Genomic DNA, 26612 nt, shown 5'->3' on the forward strand with positions numbered 1-26612 from the left:
CGTTCACCCACCCGCCCCCACCCCGCTCACCTCACGCTTCGTACAGCTCGAGCGGCAGCTCATCGGGGTCGGCGAAGAACGCGAAACGCTTGCCCGTGTACTCGTCGACCCGGACCTCCTGCACCGCCACACCCCGCGCCGACAGCTCCGCCAGCGCCGCAGCCACATCCGCCACCACGAACGCCAGATGCCGCGCCCCCGCCGCCTCCGGCCGCGACGGCCGCGCGGGCGGATCCGGGAACGAGAACAGCTCGAGCTGCCCACCATCCGGCAACGCCAGATCCAGCTTGTAGGAACGCCTTTCGGCCCGATAGTGCTCCGCGATCACCCGCAACCCGAGGATCTCGGTGTAGAACGCCTTCGACTTCTCGTAGTCCGAGGCGATGATCGCGACGTGATGAATCCGCTGCAACTCCACCCCACCGACGCTATCCGACCACCTGACACGAACCAGGTGGACCCTTCCCCATCAAGGGCGGTTGTTCTTCCTTTTGGCCACGGGCCGGGCGGGACCACCAAAAGGGCGGAAACACATGTTTAGATTCGCATATTTCCATGTACATATTTTTTATGATGGACCGTGCCGGGTGCGCACCGACGGAAGTTCCTCAGCTCGGCCACTGATCCCCGATCAGCCGCAGCGGCCCTCGGCTCGAGCCCCCTACCCCGACAACGCGGCGGCCGCCGCGGACAGGGCCATCCCCCGGTAGGAGTCGCCGAACAGCACCACGTGCACGAGCAACGGGTGAAGTTGATGTAGTGGAATGCGTTGCCGCCAGCCGGAACCCAGCGGGGTCGCCTCGTCGTAGGCGGCGCGTATCCGGTCCAGATGCGGCGCGCCGAACAGAGCGAGCATGGCCAGGTCGGTTTCGCGGTGGCCGCCGTGGGCGGCGGGGTCGATCAGCATCGCGCGATCGGCAGACCAGAGGATGTTGCCGGACCAGAGGTCGCCGTGGATGCGGCTGGGCGGCTCGGGTGGTCCGGCGAGGTGGTCGATGCGGTCCATGACGCGTTCGATCAAGCGGGTGCCGTCGCGGCCGAGGATCGGGGCGGCGGTGCGCAGGTAGGGCGCCAGGCGGTAGTCGGCGTACCAGCTCCCCCACTCCCCCGTGGTGATCGTGTTGTCGAGGGGTAGCGTCGCGATGAAGCCGGGCCACGACGCGCCGTAAGAGGACACGCCCGTGGCATGCAAGGCGGCCAGGTCGCGACCGAGTTTCTCCGCGGCATCGGCAGTGGCGGATTCGGTGGACAGCCACGGCAGTACGAGCATGGTGGAGTCCGCCGCGAGCACGGGCGGGACGATGTCGATGCCGCTGTCGGCCAGCCAATGCAGCCCGGCCGCCTCCGCCTCCAGGACACCGGTCGTTATCGCGCCGGGCTTCGAGCCACCCGACATCGCATCCGATGCCGCGTCACCCGATGCGATGCCCTCCGACTCCGATCCGTCTGTCGCTGCGGATACCGAGTCGAGGGATGTCTCCACGTCCGAACCCGCTCGCGTGCCGGTCACCGAATCTGGATTCGTGTCCGCGACTTTGACGAAAACATCACGGCCATCCGACAATTCGGCCTGGTAGAGATTCCACGCGTGGCGGTGTCCGAAATGCCGGAGCCGGGCGGTGGGGACGCCGGTCAAGTGGGCCAGGTGCGCGGACACGTCCATGGGGTCTCATTGTGGGGTATCCCCCACCGGTTGCGGACCGACTAGTCGGCGGGGACCGCGATGCGTTCGCGCAGCAGGGTCGCGGTGGCGGCGTCGGCGGGGAAGAAGGCTTCCAGGGCGATCTCGGCGACGGTGACGTTCATCGGGGTGCCGAAAACCGTTGTGATGCTGAGGAATGCGAGGTCGTGACCGTCGAGGCGCAGGCGCAGCGGGACCACGGCCTGATCGGGCTCGGGCAGGCCGGGTGATTCCTCGCCGCCGGGGTAGGCGCGCAGTTCCTGCAGCAGGGCGATGAGTTCGGGTGCGCCGCTGACGTCGATCTGTCGTTGCAGGCGTTCGAAGAGATGTCCACGCCATTCGGGGAGGTTGATGATGCGCGGGGCGAGGCCGCCGGGATGCAGGCTCAGCCGTAGCGCGTTGACGGGCCCCTCGAGCAGTCGCGGATCGACACCCTCCAGGAACAGGGCGATACCGGCATTGGCGTCGATCATGTTCCAGCCGGCGTCGACGGCGAGCGCGGGGTGCGGTTCGTAGCCGGTGAGGATCTGGCGGACGGCGTTGCGGACGGGTTCCATGGCGGGGGTGTCGAGTTCCGGTTCGGTGTAGACGGGGGCGTATCCGGCGGCCAGCAGCATCCGATTGCGTTCGCGCAGTGGGATTTCGAGTTCGTCGGACAGGTGCAGCAGCATCTGGCGACTGGGGGTGGCACGGCCGGTTTCGATGAAGCTGAGGTGACGGGTGGAGGTCTCGGCGCGGCCCGCGAGCTCGAGCTGACTGAGCCTGCGGGTGGTGCGCCAGTGCCGCAGCAGATCACCGGCCGTTTGTGTACGCATGTCCTGATCGTACGAAGGCGGAGTACGCGAAACCATTACCTGTCGGGTCATGGCCGAGAATTCGAGGCATTCGCGGTGACTGTGCCGCTCAGGCGGTCTCGCGGGTGGCGGCCGTGGCCAGTGGTGTCGCCAGGAAGGTGAGGCGGCTGGGGTGGTCCGGGTCCAGGAGGATGTCCTGACCTTTGATGTGGCGGGTGACGGCCGGGGTGAGGAAGTAGCGGGGCCAGCTGGTGCGGGCGACGGCGACGCGCAGGCGGTGGCCGTGGCGCAGGACAGCCTCGGTGGGAGTGAGGTCGATGTCGAGTTCGTGTGGCACACCGGGTTTCACCGGGAGAACGGATTCGGCGGTGAGGGGATGGTCGGGGGTGAGCAGTTCGCCGTCGTGGTAGCCGCTGGTGGTTTCGTCGACGGCACGGCGGGTGGAACGCAGCGCGCCGCGAGCGATGACGCTGGACGCGCCGTCGGGGGCGACGTCGCAGACGGTGACCGCCCAGAAGGCTTCGGTGCCCGCGGCGTTCACGTTCAGGTGCAGGTTGAGTGGGCCCGACAGCAGCAGGTCGTGGTCGAGGGCGTCGCTGGTGAAGGTGACGGCGGCGGCCTCGTGGGCGCGGTCGTCGATGGACCAGCGGTTGCCGAGGAAGGCGGGCAGCCCGCACATCATCCAGGTCGTGGTCTGCGAGGCGATGCCCGGACGCTTGCGCGGCAACCGGATTCGGGTCGGGCGCCGGTCGGGCTCCGACCGCAGCGAGCCGTCGGTGGCGGCATGCGGTGCCGCGCCGCTCGTGCGCGCCGAGAGGTACCAGTGGTGCGGCCGGGCCGCCGGATGCGGGTAGGCGTCTCGGCCGACCCAGTCTCCGCCCAGCTGGCGCACGGTGACCGGACCGTAGGCGTCGATGCCGTTGTCGATGCCTTTGACCCAGCGGTCGAAGAAGGCGCATTGCAGTTCGTCGAGGCGCTGCGGGTGTTCGGCGCTGCCGAAGCCGGTGCCGGGGCCCACGTGATAGCTGTCCTCGATGACGAGTTGGGCCGCGCCCGTGGGCAATCGGAGGCGCTGGTGCAGGGCGGGGCCGGAGCGCGCGAACACGTCGTGCCAGCCGGCATGAATCCAGGTGGCGGCCGTGAACTGCTCCAGCCGGGGGCGGCGGGCGCGGGCGTCGGCGTCGTAGTAGTGCTGCGGATGCCGGTCGTCGACGAGCGCGCCGGCGATATCGGTGAAGCGGGTGAACGGGCTGGCGAGGCGGTCACGCAGGAAGTGCCCGGCGGCACCGGTTTTCACCAGGCCGGGGATGGACGGCAACCATTTGCTGCCGTTGACGGCCGCGAGCCAGGCGAGGCTGAAGGTGGATTGCGCACCGCCGGTGAGCATCAGGTCGCGGGTGGGGTCCTCGGAGCCGACGAGGGCGAAGACGGCTTTGAGGCCCTCGGGCGCGCGCCCGGCGGTCTGCAGGGCGGTCATCGCGAGGTAGGAGATGCCGGTCATGGCGAGATCGCCGTCGCACCACGGTTGTTCGCGCACCCAGCGCAGCACTTCGAGGTGGTCGGCTTGTTCGCGTTCGGACATCATCTCGAGGCGGCCGGTGGAGGTGCCGGTGCCGCGCACGTCGACGGCGACGTGCACGTAGCCGCGGGCGATGAGAGTGCGGTTGGCGCGGATGGATTCGAGCGCGCCGCCACCGAGGGCGCGCAGCATTTCGCGACCGCCCGCGCGACCGTGCGGCGACGGCGGCACCAGGCGGTAGACGAGCGGGGCGATGGTGGAGACCGCGTCGATGAGCGGGTTGGCGCGGGTCATCAGGGTCTTGTTGTAGGGGGTCAGGGTGATGACGGCGGGCAGCGGGGTGTCGACGGGTGTTCCGGTGGCGTCGGCGGGCCGGGTGATGTCGGCGGAGAGGATGGTGCCGTCGGCGAGCCGGATTCCGATGCCGCGCCGGATGTGCACCCGCGGGTATCGGGCGGGGCCGATGTCGAAGCGGGCGGCGGGCGGCAGGGCGGGGCGGATGCCCGGGAGTGCCGTCGTGTCGAGGGGTTGCGCCATGGCCCGGCTCCTTTGCCGCTGAGGTCAGCCAGCACGCCGACCTACTGTCTGGGACAGTACGGGACCGGCGGCGGTCTGTCACCTGGCAGCGCGCACCATTCCGGACCCCCGCGTTCGTGCACCCGGACAACGATGCTGATCCGTTGCGCGACAGTGTCATTCACGAAATCCGAATCACGATCACACCCCCGGACCCGAGACAGCCGCAGCGCGATATGGCAGGCTGGCAGGGCATGAAGACCATGCTGATCACGGGGGCGACGTCGGGAATCGGCCTGGCCGCCGCGCAACAGCTCGCCGCCACCGGAAATCATCTGGTGCTGGTCGGCCGCAATCCCGAAAAGCTCGCCGCCGCAGTCGATCTGGTGCGTGCGGCCGGGCGCGGAGAAGTCGACGCCCTGCAATGCGATCTGAGCGCACTGGATTCGGTCCGCCGCCTCGCCGACACCCTGCACGCCCGCTACGACCGCCTCGATGTCCTGGCCAACAATGCCGGAGCGTTCCATACCCGCCGCACCGAGACCGGGGATGGGCTCGAAGCGACGTTCGCGGTCAACCATCTCGCCGGGTTCCTGCTCACCGAATTGTTACTCGACCTGCTGCGCGATGGCGCGCCCGCGCGCATCCTGTTCACCTCCTCGGTCATGCACTACGGCACCGCCCTGGACTTCGAGGACCTGCAACTGCGGCACGGCTACAGTCCCAACACCGCCTACGGGCGCGCCAAACTCGCCAACGTCCTGTACGTGCGGGAACTCTCGCGGCGGCTGACCGGAACCGGCGTGACCGCCAACGCCTTCCACCCCGGCATCGTGGCCACCGATATCTGGAACTCGGCGCCCTGGTTCGCACGCCCGGCACTGGCCGTCGGCAAACGGCTGCTCATGATCACCCCCGAGGAGGGCGGCCGCGCCCTCACCTATCTCGCCACCTCCCCCGACGTCGCCCCCGTCACCGGCTGCTACTTCCAGCACAACCGGGTCCGGGCCCCCTCCCCCGCCGCCCAGGACGATGCCGCCGCCACCCGCCTGCACCGCGCCTGCGCCGAATTGACCGGGCTCAGCGCATAACCCGCGAGATGCTCACAGCGAGCGGATGACGCGCGCGGGATTGCCTGCGGCGAAAACCTTTTCGGGCAGGTCGCGAGTGACCACGCTGCCCGCGCCGACCACCGTGTTCGCCCCGATCGTCACCCCGGCGCACACGATGACGCCGCCACCGAGCCAGACATTGTCGCCGATCGTGATCGGGGCCGCCGATTCCCAGCGCTCCCGGCGCAACCCGTGATCGGCCATCGGGTGCAGGGCGGTCAGCAGCTGGGCGCGCGGGCCGATGGAGACATCGTCGCCGATGGTGATGGGGGCGCAATCCATCAGGATCGCGTCGTAGTTGAGGAAACTGTTGCGGCCCAGCCGGATCAGATAGCCATAGTCGCATTGCAGGCGCGGCATGATCCAGGAGCCCGGGCCGATCTCGCCGAGCAGATCCTCGAGCAGCACCCTGCGGTGTGTCTCCTCGTCGGCGCCGGTGGCGTTGAACGTGTCCAGCAGGCGTTGACAGTGGCGGCGTTCGGCGACCAGTTCTGGATCGTTGTCCCGGTAGAGGTTTCCGGCCAGCATCCGGTTCTTGTGTTCTCCCATCCCGCCCATCCTGCGCAGCCCCGACCCGGCGCGCATACCGCGCAGGTCACGGGTGGATGGGCGCGGCGGGGTCGGGTTCTGGTATCACCGGAAGGATGAAACTCGGGTTCTCGCTTCCGCAGTACGGTCCGCAGGCGCGGCAGGCGGCACAGGTCGCGCAATACGCCACCGCGCTCGAGCAGGCCGGGGCCGACAGTCTGTGGGTCGGGGAACGGTTGATCGCGGCCACCGACCCCAAGGTCGGGTACGCCGGGAAGGACACCATTCCCGTCGAATTCGATTCGGTGCTCGACCCGTTCGTGGTGCTGGGCATCGCGGCCGCGGTCACCGAGCGGGTGACATTGGGGACCAATGTGCTCATCGCGCCGCTGCATCGGCCTGCCCTGCTGGCCCGGTCGCTGACCAGTATCGACGTGGTCAGTGGCGGGCGGTTGATCGCCGGGCTCGGGATCGGGTGGTCGCCGGAGGAGTACGAGGCGGCGGGGGTGCCGTTCACGCACCGGGGTGCGCGCCTGGACGAGACACTCGATGCGCTGCATGCCATCTGGACCGAGGATCCGGCCGAGTATCGCGGCAAGTATGTGACGGTGCCGCGGCATCGCAGTGAGTTGAAGCCGGTGCGGCGGCCGCCGATTCACCTGGGGTCGTTCACGCCGCCGGGGCTGGCGCGCATCGGGGCACGCGGGGACGGATGGTTGCCGGTGGTGCCGGTGCCGGGTCCGCCCGGGTGGGGCAAGCAGCTGCTGAAGCTGCGGGCAGTCATCGATCAGGCCGCCGAGACCGCCGGACGCGACCCGCGCGACATCGACACCATCGTGCGGGTGAACGTCGCCGCGGGCACCGATGCGGAACTCGTCGCGAGCACCATCGAATCCGTCGCCGCCGAAACCGGATTCGAGCACTTCTTCGTCGATCTGATGTATGTCGCCGAATCGGTCGAGGAGCTGCGCGAGACCGCGTTGGGCCTGGTGCGGCGGCTGCGCGGCTGAGACCACGCGACTCGTGCCGTATGCCCGAATCGCCCGCCCCGGATCCGGTTGGGCGATTCGAATCGGCACCGGGCATACTCGATCCCGTTGTGTCACAGGGCAGCCCGGGTGAACCTCCCGGGAACCGGCCCGGCAGTGTGTCGAAGGGAGACCCGGCCAGTGGGGTTGCGGACTGATCCGGTCGTTATCGCAGGTCTGGCCGCAGTCGGGGCGCCGGTGCTGGCGGCCGCGCTCGTCGCCGGACTCACCATCCAGGACCACGACTCCGCGAGCGCGTCGCCGTCCACCGCGGCCGCCGCGTCCGGTAGCGCCACCCCGGCCCCGGAGTCGAGCCCGCCACCGCCCACCACCGCCGCCCCGAATCCGGTCGGCTTCCAACCCGATTCGTTCACCTTCGCCACCGCCGACGAGGGCTGGGTGCTCGGGCGCACCTTCCCGTGCACCAGTGCCAACTGCCGCACCCTGCAGCACACCACCGACGGCGGGCAGACCTGGAAGCAGCTCAGCCTGCCGGCGCCACTGCGCGACAGCACCGCGGCCAACCTCGTGTCGCTGACCTTCACCGACCGCCACAACGGCTGGATCACCGTCGACGATCAGCTGTACTCCACGCACGACGGCGGCGCCGCCTGGCATCCGGTCGACGTCGGGTTGCGCAGTTTCGGCAAGCACTGGACGCTGTCGTTCTCCTCCGACGCCGTGCACGTCACCGGTATGGGCTCCGACAACAAGGCCGTGGTCATGATGTCGAGCCCGCTCGACAGCGAAACCTGGTCCACCACCAGCACCGGCGCGTTCACCACCGGCGGCGGGCCCGTCCCGTCCCCGGTGTTCACCGCGGCAGGCGAACGCTCGTGGCTGGTGATCGACAATCGCGGCGTGACCGGATCACGGCTGGTGGGCGACACCTGGGCGCAGTGGACGCCGCCGTGCGGGCACAACGGTCCTGCCTCCTGGCATGCCATCACCGAGAGCCGACTGGTCGCACTGTGCGGCCGCACCGGCTCCTACGAGGACGAACCGGCCACCTCGCATCTGATGACCTCCCGCGACGGCGGTGTCACCTTCACCGAGACCGGGCAGGTGTGGCCGAGCATTCCGCGCTCCTCCACCCTGATCGCCGCCGACACCACCCATCTGGTGGCCGCCATCGACAATCAGCTGCTCACCTCCAGTGACGGCGGCACCACCTGGACCAGCACCTACACCGCGCCCGATCCGGAAGCCAAGATCTCGCAGGGCGAATTCGTTTCCGCCACAACCGGTTTCGTGGTCATCGGCAAGGGCAGTCACGACGACCCGAGCACGTTGCTCACCACTCAGGACTCGGGACGCACCTGGGAGCCGGTCGTAGTCCCCTGACCGGGGCGCAATCGAATCCGGTGGATTACTTCGCGTCCCAGTAGCACTCGACCACGGCGGTCGTGAACGCGAAGCGCACCGGGGTCCGGCCGAACGCGAGTTCGCCCGCGGTGTCGGCGGCAGCGGTGATCGCCTCCACCACCGTGGCGGCCTCCTCCTCTGGGCAGTGCACGATCACCTCGTCGTGCTGGAAGAACACCAGTTCGGCACGCAGGTCGGCCTGCGTCAACGTGGTGCGGATACCCGCAAGCAGCAGCAGCGCCCAGTCGGCGGCACTGCCCTGGACGACGAAATTGCGGGTGAAGCGGCCACGGGCGCGGGCCGCGGAAGTGGTGCCGAAACCATTGCGCGGCAGGGCGTGCGGTTCGTCCTCCTCGAAGCCCGTGACGGTGCCGGGCGGGCAGGTGCGACCCAGCCAGGTGCGCACCAGGCGGCCCTCCTCACCGGCGTGCGCGGCATCGTCGACGTAGGCCATGGCGGCCGGGAAGCGGCGGCGCAGCTCGGCCATATGGGTGAGGGCGTCCCCGGAGGTCTGCCCGTAGATCGCACCCAGCATGGCGATCTTGGCCTGGGCGCGATCACTGCCGAAGGCGCGCGCGGCCAGGTCCGCGTACAGGTCGTCGCCGCGCCCGGCCACCTCCATCAGGCCGCGATCCCGCGAGATGGCGGCCAGCACCCGCGGCTCCATCTGCGCGGCGTCAGCGACTACGAGCCGCCAGCCCGGATCGGCGCGGATGGCGCGGCGGATCACCTTCGGGATCTGTAGTGCCCCACCACCATTGGTGGTCCAACGACCCGAAACGGTGCCGCCGGGCAGATATTCGGGCCGGAAGCGGCCGTCGTGCACCCACTGCGCCAGCCACGACCAGCCGTGCGCGGTGTAGACCCGGTAGAGCGACTTGTACTCCAGTAGCGGTCCCACCGCCGGATGCTCGACCCGCTGCAATTCCCATTTCCGCGTCGAGGCCAGTTCGATGCCGACGCGCCCGAACGCCTTGACGATCTCCTGCGGCAGGTCCGGCCGCACCCGGGTGCCGAACGCCGCCGACACCTGATCGGCCAGCTCCGCCATCCGCCGCGGCTCCATCCCGCCCGGAAACCGTTCCCCCAGTAGCTCTTCGAGGAGATCGCGATGTACATCGGCCCGCCACGGGATTCCGGCCAGCGACATCTCCGCCGCCACCAGCATCCCCGCCGACTCGGCCGCCAGCAGCAACCGCATCCGGTCGGGATGCTCGGCGCGCGCGGTGCGTCGCAATTGGCCCGCGTACACCTCGAGCAGCGCGTCGAATTCGTCGGTGCCCGCGGGCAGCGGCACCGGCCCGGACTCGAACAGCGACGGCTGGGTCTCCGCGGCGCGCAGCGGCGGATCCGCGGGCACCGGCAGCCCGCGTAGTCGCGCCCAGGCGGCCGCCAGTGACCGGGCCTGCCCGGCCTGCCCCTCCTCGTGTCCGATCAGCAGCGACTCGGCCGCCTCCACGTCGTAGCAGCGCGCCACCCGCACCCCCGCTGCCAGCAGCGGCCGATACACCTCCGCCGTCGAGCGCCACACCCACCGCTCCACCTCCGGCCGCGCCCGCACCGCCTCCACCAGCGATGCCTCCCGCAGCACCGGGCCCGCCGGTCGTCCGTCACGGTCCAACGGGCACAGCCGCACGGCACCGTCCGCCGTCTCCGCCACCGCCCATCGCATGCCCCGAGTCTGGCACCCGCCCCCGACAAGCCCGGCCATCCCGGACCGGGTGTTGACATTGACGCGGCGTCAACCCGCACGCTGGTGAGCGTGAACGAACAGGAATGGTCCATCGAGGAATTGGCGAAGGCCGCGGGCACCACCAGCCGCACCCTGCGCCACTACGGCCAGACCGGTCTGCTCACGCCCAGCCGGACCGGAGCCAACGGCATGCGCTACTACGACGCCGGAGCCCTGGTCCGGTTGCAGCGCATCCTGCTGCTGCGGGAGCTGGGACTGGGACCGGTCCGCGTGGCCGGCCAGGAACGGTAGTCGCGCAGGGACTTTCGCTGCGTTAGCTGGTCGGCCTCGCCGTCCGCGCCACCCTCCCCACCGGGTGATCGGGGTCAGTGCGCGCGGGCCCGGGAAAGGTTCCAGGAATACCAGGTGTCGGGGGTGAGGCGGGCGCGGACAGCTGTGGCGATCTCGTCGCGTTCGGCGGGGGGCAGCCGGTCGATGGCCGGAAGGACATCGGTGGACAGGGTGCCGAGGTAGTCCGCGTCCAGGGACCTGCCGGACTGCCAGCGGGCGATATTGCGTTCCGCCACATACTGTTCCGGGTTCAGCACGGCCAGTACGAGCAGGGTGGCGGCGGCCGCGCCGAGCGCCGCACGCGGCACCCAGCGGCGATCCAGGCGTACCAGGCTGGCCAGCACCAGCAGGTACACCACCGCGATCCACACCTCGGCCACCGAGACCAGCACCCGCAGCACCGTGAACCCGTACGCCTGCTGATAGGTCCACATACGATGCAGCGCCGAGGCCACGATCACCAGGGTCAGGACACTGAGGATGGCCACCGCGAACCGCAGGCGGACCCGTTCCGCGCTCACCACCTGGGCGGCGAAACCGAGAACCGCCGCGATCACCGCCAACGCCAGCAGGCTCACGATCGACAACTGCCAGAAACCACTGCGGGCGTACTCGGCGTAGGTGAGACCGGCGGTGCGCTGCACGTAGCCGTCACCGCCGAACAGCACGGCCATCTGGGTGCCCAGGAACGCGGCGAACACCACGATCAGCGCCGCCACCGGGATACCCCACTCCAGCTGTGAGAACCGTCGAACCCGCTGTCCCAGCATCGAACCCGCGCCCTCCGCGACCGGCGGCGGCCCGGCCAGCACATAGAGCGCTCCGGCCGTGCCCAGCCCGGCGATGACGAACACCAGCGACCAGCGGGTCAGCGCGGCCGCGTCCACCCGCGGTACCAGTCCGTTCACCAGGTCGGCGAACACCGGGTCGGCTCCGGCCAGCAGTGGCACGAACACCAGCAGCAGTCCCGCCGTAACCGCCAGCGACCACCACAGTCGCCGCGAACCCTCCGCCGACCAGCCGCGCGCCCGGCGCACCCCGCCAGCCAGCCACGGCAGCACGGTGGTCGCCGCGAACGGCACGATCAGCGCGTCGAACAGCAGCCCGTACATCGACCGTTTCCCCACCACGGCCAGCGATCCCGTGACACCGGCGACGAGGACACACAGCACGAAAAGCCAAGGCGCGCCGCGGATCACGCCGACGCCCAGCAGGGCCAAGGCCAGTCCCGCCCACCAGATCCGCCCCAGCAGGGCGCGGCTGCGCGCATCCAGCCACACACCGGCCGGTGCGGCAACCTCACCATCCGAATTCGCAGACCGCGCGGCGTCGGTGTCCGACTCATCATCGAATCCGCCCGGATCAGTGGTCCCGACACCGCTCGGACCGACAGCCGTGGAGGCTGCCTCATCGTCGGCGGTCACGATGTCGAACTCGTCACCACCGTGCCCCTGAACAACGGTCACGGCGGCGGGCCCATCACAGCCACGGCCTGTTCCGACCGCCACCGTGTCGGGCTCGTCACTGGCCCGACGCTGTCCCATCAATTGGGTATCGGGCGCATCATCGGTGTGGCGTTGCGCGCCAGTCGAATCGAATGTGGCTTCGTCCGCTGCGGCCTCGCTGCCGTCCATTTCATTCGTGGTGGAGGTCGCGCGGCGGGCGTGGCGGTCGACCATGTACACAGCGCCTGCGGTGGCCAGTCCGGTCAGTAGCCAACCCAGGCCCGGGCGGTCGACGGGTACGAGGAAAGCGGCGACTACACCGGTGGCGAGGGTGGCGGACAGGACACCGGGTACCAGTGCGATGCGGGCGGAGCGCGGTGCAGGCCGCATCGGCTGGAGGCGCATCGGGTACGGGCGGTAGACCGGGACGTCATCCGGTCCCGGATATGGGTCGGAAAAGGTTGCGGTGGTGTCTGTTTCGGAAGTGACTGGGGGTCTTTCGGGCATGACGGAACCTCCGGAAGGTATGCGGGATCATCCCGGGTGCGCGAGGCGCACCGGGCATCTGCGAGGAACTATTCGGAAAGTTGTTGTCGGGCAGCTCATCCGGCGCGGAACGCCGGGAGCCGGATCAGGTTGCGGGCAAGGTGACGCGGATGCGGGAACCAGGGTCGGCGACCGCGATGCTGCCGCCGTGCAGTTCGACGATCCAGCGGGCGATGGCCAAGCCCAGCCCGGTGCCCCCGCCGGAGGTGGGCATGCCGCGGGTGAAGCGTTCGAAGACGCGGGCGCGGTCGGCGAAGGGGATGCCGGGTCCGTCGTCGGCGACATCGATGACGAGGCCGGTGCGGTCGGGGCGGGCCTCGATGCGGACCTCGCCGGAAGCTGGACCGTGGCGGGTGGCGTTGTCGAGGAGATTGAGCAGCACCTGGTGCAGGCGGGCACGATCCGCGTCCACGGTCAGGCCCGCTCCGGTGACGGCGATGGTGAAGCGGACCGGACGGTCGACGGCGGCGGCCATCACCTCGGCCTCGGCGACCACCTCCTTCAGCAGTGGCTCGAGGGCGAAGCGTTCCCGATCCAGCGCCACCGCACCGGCTTCCACGCTCGACAGCGCCAGCAGTTCACTCACCAGCAGGCTGAGTCGTTCGGTCTGGGCGAGCGCGGTGCGCAGGGTCGCCGGATCCGGTTGCGACACGCCGTCGACCAGGTTCTCCAGCACCGCCCCCAAAGCCGTGATGGGCGTGCGCAATTCGTGCGAGACATTGGCGATGAACTCGCGCCGCTGCTGATCGGCGGCGGCCAGGTCGGCGGCCATCTGGTTGAACGCTTCGGCCAGCTGCCCCACCTCGTCGCGGGAGGTGGCGCGCACCCGCCGCGAATAGTCGCCCTGCGCCATGCGTTTGGCGGCGGCGGTCATCTCCCGCAGCGGCAGCGTCATCCCGTGCGCGAGCACCTGCGAGGTGAACAGGGCGATCAGCATGGCGGCGAGGGTGGTGTTCTGCGGCAGCCAGCCGATCCGCAACGCGAAATATCCGAACGCGACCGCACCCGACACCAGCATGAGGATCGCGAGCTTGAGTTTGATCGAACGCACCCGGTCCAGCGGACGCGGCCACCGCAAGGGGATCGCGCGCAGGCGATCGAAGCGGCCCGCCGCCGGGCTGTCGAGTTCGGCGGTCATCGGGTCTCCAAGGCGTAGCCGACACCGTGCACGGTGCGGATCAGGTCCGCGCCGAGCTTGCGGCGCAACGCTTTCACGTGACTGTCGACCGCGCGGGTGCCGGACGCGTCGGCCCACCCCCACACCTCGCTGAGCAGCCGTTCGCGGGCCAGCACCGTGCGCGGCCGCCGCGCCAGATGCACCAGCAGCTCGAATTCCAGTGGGGTGAGCTGGGTTTCGTCCTCACCGCGCCAGACACGGCGCTGATCGGTGTCGATGCGCAGATCCCCGACGACGATCGCGGCCCCCGGCGCGGCACTGCGCTCGATCCGCCGCAGCAGGGCGTGCACGCGCGCGGCCAGCACCCGCATCGAGAACGGTTTGGTCAGATAGTCGTCCGCGCCGACGCCGAGCCCGATCAGCATGTCGGTCTCGTCGGTGCGGGCGGTGAGCATGAGCACCGGCACCGGACGCCGCGCCTGAATGCGACGGCACACCTCCAGGCCGTCGAATCCGGGCAGCATCACATCCAGCACCACCAGGTCCGGATCGCTCGCGGCCTCGGCCGCTACGGCGGCGGGACCGTCGTGGGCGATGTCGACCGCGTAACCTTCGGCGCGCAGCCGGGCCGCGATGGATTCCGCGATGGTCGGCTCGTCCTCGACCACGAGAATGCGCCGGGGCGCCGGACTCCCGGCGGCGGCGGTGCGCGACGGACTGTGTTCCATGCAGGTGACACTAGGCAACGGCCGTGGAGATGGTTCGCGCCGATTGTGAAGATTGTGTGGAGACCCCGGCGCTACCACCTGGAAACTCCGCCCACGACGCCGCGTCGTAGCATGTCCGGGTGCGCTCATCGACGGATCACACCGCGCGCCTGCGCGGCGCTGCCGTCGGCGCGGCTTCCGGTGCGGTGGCGATTCTCGCGCACGGCCTCGGCGGTGGCGCGAGCGGGCTCGACGGGTCCGCATTGGCTCTGCTGCTGGCCGCGTGCACGCTGATCGGGGTCGTCGTGGCCGTGCGGGCTGCCCGGCCGGGACTCGTCTCGGTGATGGGCATGCTGGCCGCCGGGCAGACCATCGGGCATCTCACGCTGTCGATGTCGCCGGGGCATCACCATCACGCCTCGTCGCCGTCGATGCTGGTGGCACACCTGGTGGCGATTCCGCTCGGCGCACTGGCCATTCGGGCCGCCGAGGTGGGGTTGCGCCGCGCGATCACCAGCGTGCGGCGGTTCATGCTGGCATTGGCCGAAGCGCTGCGACCGACGGCCGGACCTTTCACACCGCGTACCCGCGACGATCGCGCCGAGGTGCGGCGTCTGCTGGTCACCCCGGGTCTGGGCCGTCGCGGCCCGCCCCGAAACGCTCCGCTGCTCTCACACCTCGCTCGGGCGTAATACCGCGCATCCTCGGCACGACAGTGTGTGCCGCGCACCAGGTTTCACCGCGCCCGGAGTACGGGGTGTCCTCCCCCGCTCCCGAGAATCGGAGATACCTCATGTCCCAGTTCCCCCGCAGTCGTGTCCGGCGTTCGCGCACCGGAGGTTTCGCGCACCGCGTCGGCGCGGTTGCCGCCGTTTCCACCCTGGCACTGCTGCCGGTGGCCTGTTCGTCGTCGAACACCTCGAGCACACCCGCGCGGGCCGCCAGCCAGGTCAGCATGAGTGATCAGTGGATCAAGGCCGCCGACTCCGGCATGTCCGCCGCGTTCGGCACCCTCGAGAACAAGGGCGACCAACCGGTCAACCTGGTCGCCGCCGCCAGCCCGGCCTCGGCGACCGTCGAAATCCACGAGGTCGTGCCCGACGGGGCGGGCGAGAAGCAGATGCGCCCCAAGGCCGGTGGCATCACCATCCCCGCGCACGGCCGCGCGACCCTGCAACCCGGCGGCGAGCATCTGATGTTCATGGGGCTCGAGGCGCCGCTGCGCACCGGCGCGGAAACGCCCATCACGCTGACCTTCTCCGACGGGTCGACCACTACCGTCACCGCGCAGGTCCGCGACTTCGCGGGCGGTCAGGAGAACTACGCACCCTCCGGCGACAACGCCAACCACGGTGGCTGAGCACTCGCCTTCCGCCCCGGCCGAACAGCCTTCCGCCGCAGCCGAACAGCAGCGACCCGAGCCTCCGCGACCCGAGCGGCCGCGTTCGGCTCGACTGTCCCGGCGACGCTTGCTCGGCGGCGGCGCGGCTGCTGCCGGAGTGGCCGGGGCCGCCGGGATCGGCTGGGGCGCGGCCACTCTCGCCCACCGCGAACACGACCGCGATCCGGCGGCCGAGACGGTCGAGTTCTACGGTCAGCATCAGGCGGGCATCGCCACCGATCCACCCGGGCATGCCGCGTTCGTCGGGTTCGACCTGCATCCGGGCACCGATCGTGACGACATCATCGGACTGCTGAAGATCTGGACCGACGATGCCGTGCGACTGACCCAGGGCAGGCCCGCGCTCGCCGACACCGAACCGGAATTGGCGCTGCGCCCGGCTCGACTGACCGTGACCGTCGGCTTCGGACCCGAAGTGTTCGCTGTCGCCGGGCTCGACGCACAACGACCGGCATGGCTGAAACCGTTGCCCGCCTACAGCATCGACCGCCTCGACCCCGCCTACACCGGTGCGCATCTGCTGCTGCAGATCTGCGCCGACGAGGCCACCACGGTCTCGCACGCCGTGCGGGTGCTGTCCAAGCATGTGAAATCCCTCGTCGGCGTGCGCTGGGTGCAGCGCGGTTTCCGCAATGCCGCCAAAGGCCAGACCATGCGCAATCTGATGGGTTCGGTGGACGGCACCGTCAACATCGTCCCGGGCACACCGGATTTCGAGCGTCTGGTGTGGGACGACGGCGCGGCACAGCGGTGGCTGGCGGGCGGCACCTCGATGGTGTTGCGGCGCATCGCCATGAACCTCGAGACCTGGGACGAACTCGACAAGGACGGGCGCGCGATCACCGTGGGCCGCACCGTGAACACCGGTGCGCCACTGTCGGGCGGCGGTGAATTCGACGAACCCGATTTCACGGTGACCGACCAGTACGGCATCCCGCTCATTCCGCCGTCCTCGCACATCGCGCGCGCCCACCACGCGCACGACGGAGAACGGTTCCTGCGCCGCGGCTTCAACTACGACGACGCGCCCGCACCCGGGCAGCTGTCGAATTCGGGACTCCTGTTCGCGACGTTCCACCGCGACATCGACGCCCAGTACCTACCCGTGCAGCAGCGCCTCGCGGAGTTCGACGCCCTCAACCAGTGGACGACACCGGTCGGTTCGGCGGTCTTCGCGATCCCGCCCGGCGTGCCCGGCCCCGGCGGATACCTCGGGCAGCAATTGTTCGAGAAGTCCACGGACAACTAGCTATCCGGACCGGTCGGACCACCCCCGGGGTGGTTCGACCGGTCGCAATCTCTCCACCTCTAGGGTTGATCCCCATGACCGTCCTGCGATCGATCGTGCTGTTCGGGCTCGCCGCCGTCGCCGAAATCGGCGGGGCCTGGCTCATCTGGCAGGGGGTGCGCGAGCATCGCGGCTGGGCCTGGATGGGCGCGGGTGTGATCGCCCTCGGCCTCTACGGCTTCGTCGCCACCCTGCAACCGGACGCCACCTTCGGCCGCATCCTCGCCGCCTACGGTGGCGTGTTCGTCGCCGGATCCCTGTTGTGGGGCATGGCCTTCGACGGCTTCCGCCCCGACCGCTGGGACATCACCGGCGCCCTGGTCTGCGTGCTCGGCGTCGCCCTGATCATGTACGCCCCCCGCTCCGCCTGACCCGACCATCCGACACGCCGGAGGCGACGCGCGCGTCGGCTTCACGTGAAACCGCCTGCGCCGGAGGCGCATTCACGCATTCGATGCACACTTGCACGAGGGCAACCGATTATGACTTCGCCCCGGTCAACCCGTCGATGATGGTGCGCGCGGTGCCCAGCGCGGTCTCATCGCCCATGCGGGTGGCGAGGTTCGCGGCCGCCATCAGGGCTTCGAACTGGAAGGCCAGGGCATGCGGGTCGTGTCCGGTGGCGTAGCCCTGCTCCTGCGCACGGCCGATTTCCTTCTCCAGGACGGCGAACCAGTCCGCTCGGTCGGCGGCCAGGGCGTCGCGCACCGGGCCCGGGCGGCTGTCGAATTCCGGGACGCTGGCCCCGCGGAAGCAACCGCCCGGCAGGCAGGGTTCGGCGAGGTAGTCGAACCAGTGGTCGAGTAGCGCGGTCAGGCGCGGCATGCCACGCGGTTGGCTCAGCGCGGGGCGGACCACGTGTTCGATGAACAGCTCGCGGGCGGACTGAACCGCGGCCAGTTGCAGGTTCTCCTTGGTTCCGAACAGGGTGGCCACCCCGGACTTGCTGACGCCGAGGTCGCCGGCCAGCCGACCGAGACTCAGCCCGGTCAGCCCCTCGACCGAGGCGACCTCGGCGGCGTGCCGGGCGATGGTCGCGCGGGCTCGGGCGCCCTTCAGCAGACGCTGATCGGAAATCTCCTGCTCGGCAGGCTGCTGCACGTCGCTCACTCCTCCATCTTCGCACCAGGTCTTGCATAAACGCACGATCGGTCGTACTTTTCAACAATACGCACGATCGTGCGTACAGTTTCATTCCGATTCAGCTACGTCGAAAGCGCTGCCATGACCGACGTCACCGCCCGCCACGACATCTCCCCACCCCACCCGGAGCGCGAAACCAACTCACCCGCAACACCTTCCACGAGCCCTGAAACACCCGGGTCCAGCGCGGCCCGGCGCGCGCTGCTGGTCGCCTGCGGTGCCGCATTCGTCGCGTTTCTCGATCTCTCCGTGGTCAATATCGCCTTCCCCGAAATCACCCGCGACTACCCGCACACCGCACCCAGCACGCTGACCTGGGTGGTCAGCGGCTATGCGGTCGCCTTCGCCGCATTCCTCACTCCCGCCGGACAATTGGCGGACGCGCTCGGGCGGGGCCGCGTATTCCTCTACGCCCTGGCCGGATTCGCGCTCACCTCGCTGCTGTGCGCGCTCGCGCCCGGCGCGGACTGGCTCATCGCCGCACGACTGCTCCAGGGTGCGACCGCGGCGTTCCTGATACCCGCCGGACTCGGCGTGGTGTTGAGCGTGACCGCGCCCGAACGCATCGGCGTCGCCATGGCCGGGTGGACCGCTGCCGGTGGCTTCGCCGCCACCGTCGGGCCCGCAGTCGGTGGCGCACTGGTCGATTGGTTCGGCTGGCGTTCGGTTTTCGTCATCAATGTGCCGATCTGCCTGCTGCTGATCGTGGCCGGGTGGACGCTCACCCGCCGCGACATCCGTCACGGTGACGGGTTGCCCGATCTGCTCGGCACGGCCGCCACGGCACTCGGCATCGGGGCGATCGTCGCGGCGGTCACCCAGGGCCAGCAGTGGGGTTGGGGCGACTGGCGCACCCTGGTGTGCGGGCTCGCCGGACTCGCACTGCTGGGCCTGGCGCTGTGGCGATCGGGGCGGCACGCGCGACCGGCCATCGCGGTCGGACTGTGGCGCAGCCACCGCTACGCACTGGTCAACGCGACCGCATTCGTGTTCGGCGCCAGCATGTTCGCGTGGTTGCTGGCCGGGCCGCTGTGGCTCGACAGCGTCTGGCACTACAGCGTCCTGCAATCGGCGGCGGCCATGACCGTCGGCGCGATCGCGTCCATGGTGACCGCGGTGATCGCCGGGCGCACACCGGTCGCCGCCCAGCGGTGGCTCGGCGTCCTCGGGGCGCTGATGTTCGCGGCCTCCACCTTCTACATGGCCACCGACGCCTGGAACGGCACGCCCGCGCTGTGGTCGGCGTGGGTGCCCGCCGGAATTCTCGGCGGCGGCGGCATCGGGATTCTGATCACCGTGCTGGGCACCGCGGCCGCGCGCTCACTGCCGCCGCAGCGCTTCGCGGCCGGGGTCGGCATGAATCTCACTGCCCGCCAATCCGGTGGCGCACTCGGGGTCGCGATCCTGGCCGCGGTCTTCGCCGCCAATCCCGGGCAGCCGCTGACCGCTTTCCACACCCTGTTCGCCGTGTGCGGCGCCATCGCGGTCGCGACCGCCGTGCTCGCCGCCCTGCCCGTCCGCAGTCAGGAGTCCCTCGCATGAGCATCGAAGCCATCGACCCGTTCACCCTGTCCGCCGCTGCCGCAACGGAAATGCTCGCGGCCGTGCCGTGGCGGCGGCTGGCGGTGATCGGCGATTCCACCGCCGAGGGCACCGGCGACCCGTGGCCGGGCTACGACACCGTGCCGTGGGCGCATCGGCTGGGGCGCTGGCTGACCGCCGCGCACCCGGAGGCCGCCTACCTCAATACCGGCCGCATGGGGGCACTCATCGCCGAGGTCGCCGACCAGCAGATGAACGCCCTCACCGAGTTCCAGCCGGATCTGGTGCACGTAAGTTGCGGCGGCAACGACCTTTTCGTACGCGACGCGAATCTCGACGACGTCGAGGCCGCCCTCGACGACCTGTGTGCCCGGGTCATCGCCGACACCGGTGCGCGCCTGTCGATGTTCACCCTCGCCGACGCCTTCACCGGCCGCATGTCCCGCTTCCGGCCGCTGTTCGCCGGATTCGCGGACGCGGTGCGGCGGGTGGCGCACCGCCACGACTCCGTTCTCACCGAATTCTGGGATCACCCGGCGCGGCTGCGCGAGAACTGGCTCAGCGCCGACCGCATCCACCTGACCATGGCCGGGCATGCGGTCGTCGCCGCCGATCTCGCGAAAAACCTTGCCCGCCAAGCCGCGCGCGAAACTCCGGCACGGCTGGTCGAGGACCGGCTCAGTGCCAGAGCACCGCGATGAACACGTTGAGGATCGCCAGCCCGCCCGCGGCGTGCGTCATCCACGCGACGTCCTTGCCGCGCTTGGCATCCGCGCGACCCATTTCCGCGAACGCCGCGACCAGTACGGCGACAACGAGTTTGGTGATGATCTTCGGCATGTTCGGGTCCTTGCCGAGCGAGTGGATCGACTCGGCCATACCGACCAGCACGATGCCGGTCAGGATCTGGATCCGCGCACCCCACACCATGAGCTCGGACACTCGCGGCTGCCCGGCGACATACCCGCCGACGACGGCCGCCATACCCAGCAGATGGGCGGTCACCATGAGGTTGTAGACGAAGGTCATGACTGCACACGCTAGTGGACGAACCGGTCACAACGACAACCGGTAGTACCTCGCGAATCCGCAGCTGATGGCCCTGCGTAGCGGGTTTCGCAGCGCTGCGGGCCGGGTAACCCGGATCCAATGGCTCTTCTCATGTGTCCTGGAGGGTCGTCGCGTCGTGGGCAGTGTGGCCGGCTAGGAGAGTTCAGGTGGCGGTTGTACTAGTGCTGCGGGCACGCGGGCTCGGTGACCTGCTCACCGCGGTACCCGCGCTGCGCGCACTGCGACGGGCCCGGCCCGACGACCACATCGCACTGGCCGCACCCCATCGCCTGAAACCGATCGTCGATCTCATCGCCTCGGTCGACGAGATGGTGCCCGTGGTCGACCCGCTCGGGGTGCGCTGGGACGGCGAGAAGCCCGCGCTCGCCGTCAACCTCGACGGCACCGCCGACGCGCTGGGCCAGCTGGTCCGCACCCGCCCCGACCGCATCCTCACCTACCGCAATTCGGCCTTCCCCGAGCTGAGCGGTCCCGAGTGGGACACCGACATGCACGACGTCGAACGCTGGTGTCATCTACTCGAATCCGAGGGCATCACCGCCGACCGCCGCAATCTGGGACTGGTGCCGCCGGTCGCCACCACCAGCCACCGCGACTGCGTGGTCGTGCACATCGGCGCGGGCTCTCCCGCGCGGCGCTGGCCCGCCGACCGCTTCGCCGCCGTGGTCCGGCATCTGCTGGTGCAGGCCCGCGAAGTGGTGCTGACCGGTGACGAATCCGAACGCGAGACCGCGCTCTCCGTCGCCGCCCGCGCGGGCTTGTCCCTGGACCGCGTGCTCGCCGGACAGCAGAACCTCATCGAATTGGCCGCCACCGTCGCCGAAGCCGACCTTGTCGTGTCCGGTGACACCGGAGTCGCCCATCTCGCAACGGCTTTCGGCACCCGCACGGTGCTGCTGTTCGGGCCCACCCCGCCCAGCCGCAGCGGCCCGCCACCGCATCTGCTGGGCCGCCACGCCGTGCTGTGGGCCGGGCAGATCGGCGACCCCGACGCGCAGAGCATCGATCCGGGTCTGCTGAAAATCGGTGTGCCCGAGGTGATCAACGCCATCGACAAGCAACTACGCAAACGCCCCTGGCCGGGCACCGGCCTGGACCGCCGCAGTCAACCGACCTACCGCCGCGTCGGATAACCCGCGATCCCCGCAGACCTCGCCCCGGAGTCGATGTCCACGGGAATCCGCACTCACCCGCTACTGTCCGATGCCGCCCGGACCGTCGCGTCGCAATCCCAGCACCGGATAGTTCGGATCGTCGTGTCCGGGCTGCCCTTGGCCGTGGCCGAGAAATGAAGTGGCGGCAGCCAATCGGAGGCCGTATCGCGCACCGAGCGCGGTGAGCCGGGAACAGCTGTCCGACGGCAGCTCCCGAGCCTGCGGCGGCGCACCCGCCGCCACCCGCATCGCCGCGTTCTTGTCGACGGTGGTCAGCAACAGTCCACCGGGCCGCAGCACCCGGGCCACCTCGGTGACCACCGGTTCGGGATCGTCGAGCAGGTGCAGCAACCAGACCGCGGTGACCGCGTCGACACTGCCACTGGCGATCGGGAGCGCGGTCGCATCCGCCCGCAGCACCCGTCCGGGCAGCCGTAGAGCCGCACGCTCGAGCATCCCGCGCGACAGGTCGAGTCCGATCACCCGATGCCCCAACCTCGCCAATTCCCCTGCGACGATGCCGGTTCCGACAGCCAGATCCAGCACCACACCGCCCGCGGGAAGCAGCCCGTTCAACGCGCCCGCCGCCGCCCGCGCCCGCGGCACCCCACCCCGCGTGCGGTCGTACACGGTGGCCTCGTCGTCGTAGTCCAGCACAAACCCATCCTCGATGGCGGTCGGCCGGTGCCGCAACCCGGCGGCGCGTCGGCGGCCCCGACAGGCCGGGCCGCCTGACACCGCGGGCTCGGCTCGTGAAATCCTGTGCGTTCGAGCTTGCTGCTGGATTGCCAGTAGTGCGAATTCGGGTGGATTCGGGAGGAGATGCGCTGTGGTGGCTGCGGCCGGTGGCGGGTTCGCGGTGGTTCCGGCCGAAGTCGGCGACACGGGCACGTTCGTACAACAGACTGCTCAGAATCTGCTGGACGGTGTGCGTTCCGCCGATTCCGAGGTGCGATCGTTGCTGTCGGGCTGGACCGGAGCGGCGGCCAACGCCTACGGCGAGGGCTGGGAGGAGACCCGCAGGGGCGCGGTCGACGTCCTGAAAGCCCTCGACACCATGGCCGAACTGTTGGGCGTGGCTGCGGCGTCCTACACCGAACTCGACGACGCCAACGCCGCGGCGATCGGCAGCCGGCAGAGCTCTCTCGATCTGCCCTGACCACGAACTCCCAAGGACAGCAAAGACTTTGAGCGACTACAGCTACCGCGTCGACCTCGCGCACCTCGAACAGGTGACCGCGCGCATCGCCGCCCTGCGCGGCTTCCTCGACGACTCACTGGCCGGGGTGGACTCGCGTATCGCGGCGGCACACACGAATTGGAGCGGACCCGCCGCCGACCGGCACGCCGAAGCGCACCGGCAGTGGCTCGCCGCGGCAGGCGAGGCGGCCGAGGGCATCGAGGCCATGCGCGCCGCCGCCGCGGCCGCACACCGCAACTACACCGACGCCGTCGCCACCAACCTGCGCATCCTCGGACGGTGACGCGGTGACCTCGGCCCTCGCGATCGCACCGACGGTGTTCTACGACGCCGCCGACGCCCTGCACACCGCGGCCGCCGACTTCTTCAGCGGCGTCGACGGCCACTGGCAGGCGCTGACCGCGGGCGCACACATGGCGGGCACCTACAGCGAGGCCACCAAATGGGCGGACTCCTACGACCAGCACGCCGCCGACGCCCTGGATCTGGCCACCACCCTGGCCGGAGCCATGGACTCCTACGCCGACGTGCTGCGCAACCTCGGCTACAACCACGCCGCGGCCGAACACGCCTCCATATACGGCATCGACAGCCCACCCCCGCCACCACCGCCCGCACCCACGCCCGCCGTCTACCTGTGCCGGGTCCCGCTGCCCTCGGCGGGCGGACCGTCCAACGGGCTCGACGACGCGGTCGCGCTCGCGGAGAAGGTGGGCATCACCGTGCCCAACGGCGACACCGCGAAACTCGCGGCCGTCGCCGACGTGTGGACACAGTTGCAGACCCTGCCCGCGGTCGCGGGTCTGGCGGGCGAACTGGACCGGATCACCGGCCTGTTCGACGAGATCGCTTCTCCCGAGCTCGATTTCATCGAATCGGATCTGCGCAAACTCAAAGCCTCCGCCGACGCGGTGCCCGCGGTGTTCACCACCCTGGCGACCGCGTGCCGGGATCACTCCACGTCACTGGGCGCGCTGCGCGACGATCTGAAGGCCAAGCTCGAGGAGCTCGGTCGCGAACTGTTGAAAGAGGTCGCGATCACCGCGGCCATCGGCATCGCCGCCAGCCTGATCACCTTCGGCATCGGGGCCGCGGTGGCCAGCGCCCGGGTCGTCGAGATCGCCGCCCGCTTCGCGCGACCGATCCGGCTGATCATCGACGCCTGGAAAGGCAAGAAGAAGCTCGAAGCCGGAATCAAGCTCGAACAGGATATCGCCGGACACACCCAGGATCTGCGGGCGATCACCAGACTCGGCGACAATGTCCGCGCCGCCGCAACGGCGGACAGCAAGCTCACCGCCGCCGACCGTCAGGTGCTACTTCAGGGACCCAGCGACACTCGCGGCACCAGCCTGACCCGGGTACTGCGCGGCGACGTCCCGCCCACAGCCGAACAGCAGCGCCAGATCGACGCGTTGAATGAGGCGCTGGGCAAGCTGCCCGCCCATGAGGGCCCGGTGATGCGGCACACCAACCTCACGCCCGAGGAGTTGGCTCGGTACGAGCCGGGCAAGACGACCACAGAGCTGGGGTTCACCTCGTCGAGTACCAATCCGGCCGGAGTCAACGAGCTGACTGTGCTGAACTCGGATGTGGAGTTCCAGATCCTGAGCAAGACCGGACGGAACTATTCACAGTACGGAACCCCGGATGAAGTCCTGTTCCCTTCGGGCACAGACTTTTTCGTACGATCCAAGATCTTCGACCCGGCAACCGGCCGGACGGTCATCAAGATGGTGGAGAGGTAGGAAATCATGCCGGAGAAGTTCGGCGGCAAACTCTTCTACAGCGCCGAGGAATCCGAACAGCTCGGATTGGTGCCCTCCGACGAGGAGCTGGCAGCGGCGGATCGCATGTTCGAAGAGTTCGAGAACCGCCGTCGCACCGCGCCCCCCGCACCCGACGGCACGACGCCCGGGTTCGGGGGCCGATTCAGCAACGATCACGAAGGCACCGAGTTCGAAGGCTGGACCCGAGACCCGGTCACCCGCCAGTGGTACGACCAGAACGGCCGTCTGGTCCCAGACCAGGGACCGGACAACTCCGCCGAACAGCAGTGACACCAGACCGATTGCGTCAGTTGTCCGGGGAGAGGTCGGTGCGGGCGGCCGAGAGGGCGGCGGAGTAGGCGGCTATCGCGCTGGGCCAGAACTGTTCGAGGTAGTCGCGGGCATCGGCGAGGCCGCGCGGGTCCAGGGAGTAGAGGCGGCGGTTGCCGTCGGGCTGCATCATGACCAGGCGGGCTTCGCGCAGGACTTTGAGATGCTGGGAGACCGCCGAGCTGGTGATGCCGAGGTCGGCGGCCAGGTCGCCGACCGCGCGCGGACCCTGCGGGAGGGCTTCGAAGACGGCGCGGCGGGTGTTGTCGGCGAGCGCGCGCAGCACTTGAACTCCGTTAGTGGGCACTTAACGAGTGTGCCCGCGAGATGATCTCGGGGTCAATACACCGCTTGGCACGTCTCGCCTAGGTCATCCGGAAATTACCTGCGTGTCGTTACCTGGCCGTAACCGCCGAACTGGCGTTTCACGGCGAAGTGACGGTCCCCACACGGTTTCTCAACTGGTTATAACATCTCGTACGTTCGAGACATGTCCGTAACCGTTCCGTTATCCCGATTCGCTCGGGCCACCCGGTCCCGGTCGGCCGCAACTCGCGCGGTGGCCGTCACCGCCGTCATCGGCGCCTCCATGGGAGTGCTCGCCGCCGCCGACCCGACTGCCGCCCGCGTCTCCGCCAGCGACGACATCACCACCGTCGCCGCGCAGCACACCGCCGACTTCACCGCCTTCACCCCGCGCGAGGCCCAGATGCCGCAGTTCGTGCCGCAGGAGGTCCTCGACTTCCTGGCCGGGCTCACCGCCGAGCAGGCCCGCCCCAAGACCGTGCGGCCCGTCGCCGGACCGCTCACCTCCGGCTTCGGCATGCGCTGGGGCGCCATGCACGCCGGGATCGACTTCGGCGACGGCTTCGGCGCGCCGATCGCGGCCGTCACCGACGGCACCGTCATCGAGGCGGGCCCGGCCTCCGGGTTCGGCCTGTGGGTGCGGGTGCAGCAGGACGACGGCACCATCGGCGTCTACGGCCACATGCAGGACATCCTGGTGCAGGTCGGCCAGCAGCTGCGCGCGGGCGATCTGATCGCCACCGTCGGCAGCCGCGGCTACTCCACCGGACCGCACCTGCACTACGAGGTGCACACCAGCCCGGGCGTGCAGGTCGATCCGCTGCCGTGGCTCGAACAGCGCGGTATGCCCGTCGGCTGACCCGCGAGCGCACCACCGCCGCACCGGAGGCCGATGAGGGGCACTCGGATCGGCTTGCGCCACAACCGCTTCGGCGGACCCCGAACACAGCCCCGGCTCATACCGCCGGGGCTGTTGTCATACCCGGGTATGAGACCGCGATCGGCACCGCAGGGGGACGTGGCCG

Annotated in this window: 28 protein-coding genes and 1 pseudogene; 16 read left to right on the top strand and 13 right to left on the bottom strand. The window is 69.7% G+C overall.

Features of this window, described 5'->3' with window-relative positions; translation table 11 throughout:
* Positions 1 to 31 precede the first annotated feature (31 nt).
* The 4 genes from OG300_RS13150 to OG300_RS13165 form a co-directional block, all read right to left on the bottom strand.
* Complete coding sequence (locus OG300_RS13150; RefSeq protein ID WP_405495591.1) at positions 32 to 418, bottom strand: VOC family protein; 387 nt, start codon at positions 416 to 418, stop codon at positions 32 to 34.
* A gap of 243 nt (positions 419 to 661) precedes the next feature.
* On the bottom strand, positions 662 to 1663 hold the full coding sequence (locus OG300_RS13155) for a fructosamine kinase family protein (RefSeq protein WP_405495593.1): 1002 nt from the start codon (positions 1661 to 1663) through the stop codon (positions 662 to 664).
* A gap of 41 nt (positions 1664 to 1704) precedes the next feature.
* The gene (locus tag OG300_RS13160) at positions 1705 to 2496 is read right to left on the bottom strand and encodes a helix-turn-helix domain-containing protein (RefSeq protein ID WP_405495595.1); all 792 of its coding nucleotides are present in this window, start codon (positions 2494 to 2496) and stop codon (positions 1705 to 1707) included.
* Positions 2497 to 2584: 88 nt separating this feature from the next.
* Positions 2585 to 4531 carry a CocE/NonD family hydrolase gene (locus OG300_RS13165; RefSeq protein WP_405495597.1) on the bottom strand — a complete coding sequence of 649 codons (1947 nt, stop codon included), beginning with the start codon at positions 4529 to 4531 and terminating at the stop codon, positions 2585 to 2587.
* Between the two features lie 143 nt (positions 4532 to 4674).
* Between OG300_RS13165 and OG300_RS13170 the strand changes: the two genes are divergently transcribed.
* Positions 4675 to 5601 (top strand): SDR family NAD(P)-dependent oxidoreductase, encoded by a 927-nt coding sequence (locus OG300_RS13170; RefSeq protein WP_405495599.1) that lies wholly within the window; start codon positions 4675 to 4677, stop codon positions 5599 to 5601.
* Positions 5602 to 5613: 12 nt separating this feature from the next.
* Here OG300_RS13170 and OG300_RS13175 read toward each other — a convergent pair whose 3' ends face one another.
* On the bottom strand, positions 5614 to 6171 hold the full coding sequence (locus OG300_RS13175) for a sugar O-acetyltransferase (RefSeq protein ID WP_405495601.1): 558 nt from the start codon (positions 6169 to 6171) through the stop codon (positions 5614 to 5616).
* A gap of 95 nt (positions 6172 to 6266) precedes the next feature.
* Between OG300_RS13175 and OG300_RS13180 the strand changes: the two genes are divergently transcribed.
* Positions 6267 to 7160 carry a TIGR03619 family F420-dependent LLM class oxidoreductase gene (locus OG300_RS13180; protein ID WP_405495603.1) on the top strand — a complete coding sequence of 298 codons (894 nt, stop codon included), beginning with the start codon at positions 6267 to 6269 and terminating at the stop codon, positions 7158 to 7160.
* Between the two features lie 159 nt (positions 7161 to 7319).
* On the top strand, positions 7320 to 8522 hold the full coding sequence (locus OG300_RS13185; protein ID WP_405495605.1) for a WD40/YVTN/BNR-like repeat-containing protein: 1203 nt from the start codon (positions 7320 to 7322) through the stop codon (positions 8520 to 8522).
* Positions 8523 to 8547: 25 nt separating this feature from the next.
* On the opposite strand, the gene OG300_RS13190 is transcribed toward OG300_RS13185, so the two are convergent.
* On the bottom strand, positions 8548 to 10215 hold the full coding sequence (locus OG300_RS13190; RefSeq protein ID WP_405495606.1) for a bifunctional 3'-5' exonuclease/DNA polymerase: 1668 nt from the start codon (positions 10213 to 10215) through the stop codon (positions 8548 to 8550).
* A gap of 90 nt (positions 10216 to 10305) precedes the next feature.
* On the opposite strand from OG300_RS13190, the pseudogene OG300_RS13195 reads away from it, so the two are divergent.
* Positions 10306 to 10512 (top strand): annotated as a pseudogene (locus OG300_RS13195) (MerR family transcriptional regulator); the annotation flags it as partial.
* An 89-nt stretch (positions 10513 to 10601) separates the two neighbouring features.
* Here the strand turns inward: OG300_RS13195 and OG300_RS13200 are convergent.
* The 3 genes from OG300_RS13200 to OG300_RS13210 form a co-directional block, all read right to left on the bottom strand.
* Positions 10602 to 12401, bottom strand: a complete 1800-nt coding sequence (locus tag OG300_RS13200) for a DUF4153 domain-containing protein (protein WP_405495608.1) — start codon at positions 12399 to 12401, stop codon at positions 10602 to 10604.
* Between the two features lie 241 nt (positions 12402 to 12642).
* Complete coding sequence (locus tag OG300_RS13205) at positions 12643 to 13575, bottom strand: ATP-binding protein (protein ID WP_405498542.1); 933 nt, start codon at positions 13573 to 13575, stop codon at positions 12643 to 12645.
* A gap of 116 nt (positions 13576 to 13691) precedes the next feature.
* On the bottom strand, positions 13692 to 14402 hold the full coding sequence (locus OG300_RS13210; RefSeq protein ID WP_405495610.1) for a response regulator: 711 nt from the start codon (positions 14400 to 14402) through the stop codon (positions 13692 to 13694).
* Positions 14403 to 14521: 119 nt separating this feature from the next.
* Here OG300_RS13210 and OG300_RS13215 point away from each other — a divergent pair, with 119 nt between their 5' ends.
* The 4 genes from OG300_RS13215 (at position 14522) to OG300_RS13230 (ending at position 17442) form a co-directional block, all read left to right on the top strand.
* Positions 14522 to 15073: a hypothetical protein gene (locus OG300_RS13215; RefSeq protein ID WP_405495612.1), complete on the top strand. Its 552-nt coding sequence runs from the start codon at positions 14522 to 14524 to the stop codon at positions 15071 to 15073.
* Between the two features lie 101 nt (positions 15074 to 15174).
* A complete protein-coding gene (locus OG300_RS13220) occupies positions 15175 to 15741 on the top strand; it encodes a copper chaperone PCu(A)C (protein WP_405495614.1) in 567 nt (188 codons plus the stop codon).
* Positions 15742 to 15835: 94 nt separating this feature from the next.
* The gene (locus OG300_RS13225) at positions 15836 to 17032 is read left to right on the top strand and encodes a Dyp-type peroxidase (protein ID WP_405498543.1); all 1197 of its coding nucleotides are present in this window, start codon (positions 15836 to 15838) and stop codon (positions 17030 to 17032) included.
* Between the two features lie 74 nt (positions 17033 to 17106).
* The gene (locus tag OG300_RS13230) at positions 17107 to 17442 is read left to right on the top strand and encodes a YnfA family protein (RefSeq protein ID WP_405495616.1); all 336 of its coding nucleotides are present in this window, start codon (positions 17107 to 17109) and stop codon (positions 17440 to 17442) included.
* Between the two features lie 109 nt (positions 17443 to 17551).
* Here the strand turns inward: OG300_RS13230 and OG300_RS13235 are convergent, their stop codons facing one another.
* Entirely contained in the window at positions 17552 to 18181 is a 630-nt protein-coding gene (locus tag OG300_RS13235; protein WP_405495618.1) for a TetR/AcrR family transcriptional regulator, read from the bottom strand.
* A 114-nt stretch (positions 18182 to 18295) separates the two neighbouring features.
* On the opposite strand from OG300_RS13235, the gene OG300_RS13240 reads away from it, so the two are divergent.
* Both OG300_RS13240 and OG300_RS13245 read left to right on the top strand, forming a co-directional pair.
* Positions 18296 to 19756 (top strand): MFS transporter, encoded by a 1461-nt coding sequence (locus tag OG300_RS13240; protein ID WP_405495620.1) that lies wholly within the window; start codon positions 18296 to 18298, stop codon positions 19754 to 19756.
* Positions 19753 to 20457, top strand: coding sequence for an SGNH/GDSL hydrolase family protein (locus tag OG300_RS13245; RefSeq protein ID WP_405495622.1), 705 nt, complete (start codon positions 19753 to 19755; stop codon positions 20455 to 20457). Before OG300_RS13240 ends, OG300_RS13245 begins: the two co-directional genes overlap by 4 nt.
* Here OG300_RS13245 and OG300_RS13250 read toward each other — a convergent pair.
* Positions 20435 to 20785 carry a hypothetical protein gene (locus OG300_RS13250; RefSeq protein ID WP_405495624.1) on the bottom strand — a complete coding sequence of 117 codons (351 nt, stop codon included), beginning with the start codon at positions 20783 to 20785 and terminating at the stop codon, positions 20435 to 20437. The two genes, OG300_RS13245 and OG300_RS13250, sit on opposite strands and share 23 nt — an antisense overlap.
* Positions 20786 to 20973: 188 nt before the next feature.
* Between OG300_RS13250 and OG300_RS13255 the strand changes: the two genes are divergently transcribed.
* Positions 20974 to 21960, top strand: a complete 987-nt coding sequence (locus OG300_RS13255) for a glycosyltransferase family 9 protein (RefSeq protein ID WP_405495626.1) — start codon at positions 20974 to 20976, stop codon at positions 21958 to 21960.
* A gap of 60 nt (positions 21961 to 22020) precedes the next feature.
* Here the strand turns inward: OG300_RS13255 and OG300_RS13260 are convergent, their stop codons facing one another.
* The gene (locus OG300_RS13260; protein WP_405495628.1) at positions 22021 to 22638 is read right to left on the bottom strand and encodes a class I SAM-dependent methyltransferase; all 618 of its coding nucleotides are present in this window, start codon (positions 22636 to 22638) and stop codon (positions 22021 to 22023) included.
* A gap of 172 nt (positions 22639 to 22810) precedes the next feature.
* Here OG300_RS13260 and OG300_RS13265 point away from each other — a divergent pair, with 172 nt between their 5' ends.
* From OG300_RS13265 to OG300_RS13280, 4 genes are read left to right on the top strand one after another with little or no spacing between them, the layout of a single operon-like run.
* Positions 22811 to 23140, top strand: a complete 330-nt coding sequence (locus OG300_RS13265; protein WP_405495630.1) for a WXG100 family type VII secretion target — start codon at positions 22811 to 22813, stop codon at positions 23138 to 23140.
* Between the two features lie 28 nt (positions 23141 to 23168).
* Entirely contained in the window at positions 23169 to 23465 is a 297-nt protein-coding gene (locus OG300_RS13270) for a WXG100 family type VII secretion target (protein ID WP_405495632.1), read from the top strand.
* 4 nt (positions 23466 to 23469) lie between these two features.
* Complete coding sequence (locus tag OG300_RS13275) at positions 23470 to 24930, top strand: hypothetical protein (RefSeq protein ID WP_405495634.1); 1461 nt, start codon at positions 23470 to 23472, stop codon at positions 24928 to 24930.
* A 6-nt stretch (positions 24931 to 24936) separates the two neighbouring features.
* Positions 24937 to 25242 carry a hypothetical protein gene (locus tag OG300_RS13280; RefSeq protein ID WP_405495636.1) on the top strand — a complete coding sequence of 102 codons (306 nt, stop codon included), beginning with the start codon at positions 24937 to 24939 and terminating at the stop codon, positions 25240 to 25242.
* Positions 25243 to 25258: 16 nt separating this feature from the next.
* Here the strand turns inward: OG300_RS13280 and OG300_RS13285 are convergent, their stop codons facing one another.
* Entirely contained in the window at positions 25259 to 25588 is a 330-nt protein-coding gene (locus tag OG300_RS13285; protein WP_405495638.1) for an ArsR/SmtB family transcription factor, read from the bottom strand.
* A 183-nt stretch (positions 25589 to 25771) separates the two neighbouring features.
* Here OG300_RS13285 and OG300_RS13290 point away from each other — a divergent pair, with 183 nt between their 5' ends.
* The gene (locus OG300_RS13290; protein ID WP_405495640.1) at positions 25772 to 26446 is read left to right on the top strand and encodes a M23 family metallopeptidase; all 675 of its coding nucleotides are present in this window, start codon (positions 25772 to 25774) and stop codon (positions 26444 to 26446) included.
* The last annotated feature ends 166 nt before the right edge of the window (positions 26447 to 26612 follow it).

The organism is Nocardia sp. NBC_00511 (genome assembly GCF_045161165.1).
Taxonomy (GTDB): domain Bacteria; phylum Actinomycetota; class Actinomycetes; order Mycobacteriales; family Mycobacteriaceae; genus Nocardia.

Excerpts from the sequence above, each read along its gene's own strand:
- OG300_RS13205 (WP_405498542.1), bottom strand. The coding sequence starts at position 13,575 with ATGCTGGTGTCGGGTGCGGTCGCGTTCGGATATTTCGCGTTGCGGATC.
- OG300_RS13160 (WP_405495595.1), bottom strand. The coding sequence starts at position 2,496 with ATGCGTACACAAACGGCCGGTGATCTGCTGCGGCACTGGCGCACCACC.
- OG300_RS13220 (WP_405495614.1), top strand. The coding sequence starts at position 15,175 with ATGTCCCAGTTCCCCCGCAGTCGTGTCCGGCGTTCGCGCACCGGAGGT.
- OG300_RS13230 (WP_405495616.1), top strand. The coding sequence starts at position 17,107 with ATGACCGTCCTGCGATCGATCGTGCTGTTCGGGCTCGCCGCCGTCGCC.
- OG300_RS13200 (WP_405495608.1), bottom strand. The coding sequence starts at position 12,401 with ATGCGGCCTGCACCGCGCTCCGCCCGCATCGCACTGGTACCCGGTGTC.
- OG300_RS13155 (WP_405495593.1), bottom strand. The coding sequence starts at position 1,663 with ATGGACGTGTCCGCGCACCTGGCCCACTTGACCGGCGTCCCCACCGCC.
- OG300_RS13290 (WP_405495640.1), top strand. The coding sequence starts at position 25,772 with ATGTCCGTAACCGTTCCGTTATCCCGATTCGCTCGGGCCACCCGGTCC.
- OG300_RS13175 (WP_405495601.1), bottom strand. The coding sequence starts at position 6,171 with ATGGGAGAACACAAGAACCGGATGCTGGCCGGAAACCTCTACCGGGAC.
- OG300_RS13245 (WP_405495622.1), top strand. The coding sequence starts at position 19,753 with ATGAGCATCGAAGCCATCGACCCGTTCACCCTGTCCGCCGCTGCCGCA.
- OG300_RS13280 (WP_405495636.1), top strand. The coding sequence starts at position 24,937 with ATGCCGGAGAAGTTCGGCGGCAAACTCTTCTACAGCGCCGAGGAATCC.
- OG300_RS13210 (WP_405495610.1), bottom strand. The coding sequence starts at position 14,402 with ATGGAACACAGTCCGTCGCGCACCGCCGCCGCCGGGAGTCCGGCGCCC.
- OG300_RS13165 (WP_405495597.1), bottom strand. The coding sequence starts at position 4,531 with ATGGCGCAACCCCTCGACACGACGGCACTCCCGGGCATCCGCCCCGCC.
- OG300_RS13190 (WP_405495606.1), bottom strand. The coding sequence starts at position 10,215 with ATGCGATGGGCGGTGGCGGAGACGGCGGACGGTGCCGTGCGGCTGTGC.
- OG300_RS13180 (WP_405495603.1), top strand. The coding sequence starts at position 6,267 with ATGAAACTCGGGTTCTCGCTTCCGCAGTACGGTCCGCAGGCGCGGCAG.
- OG300_RS13250 (WP_405495624.1), bottom strand. The coding sequence starts at position 20,785 with ATGACCTTCGTCTACAACCTCATGGTGACCGCCCATCTGCTGGGTATG.
- OG300_RS13240 (WP_405495620.1), top strand. The coding sequence starts at position 18,296 with ATGACCGACGTCACCGCCCGCCACGACATCTCCCCACCCCACCCGGAG.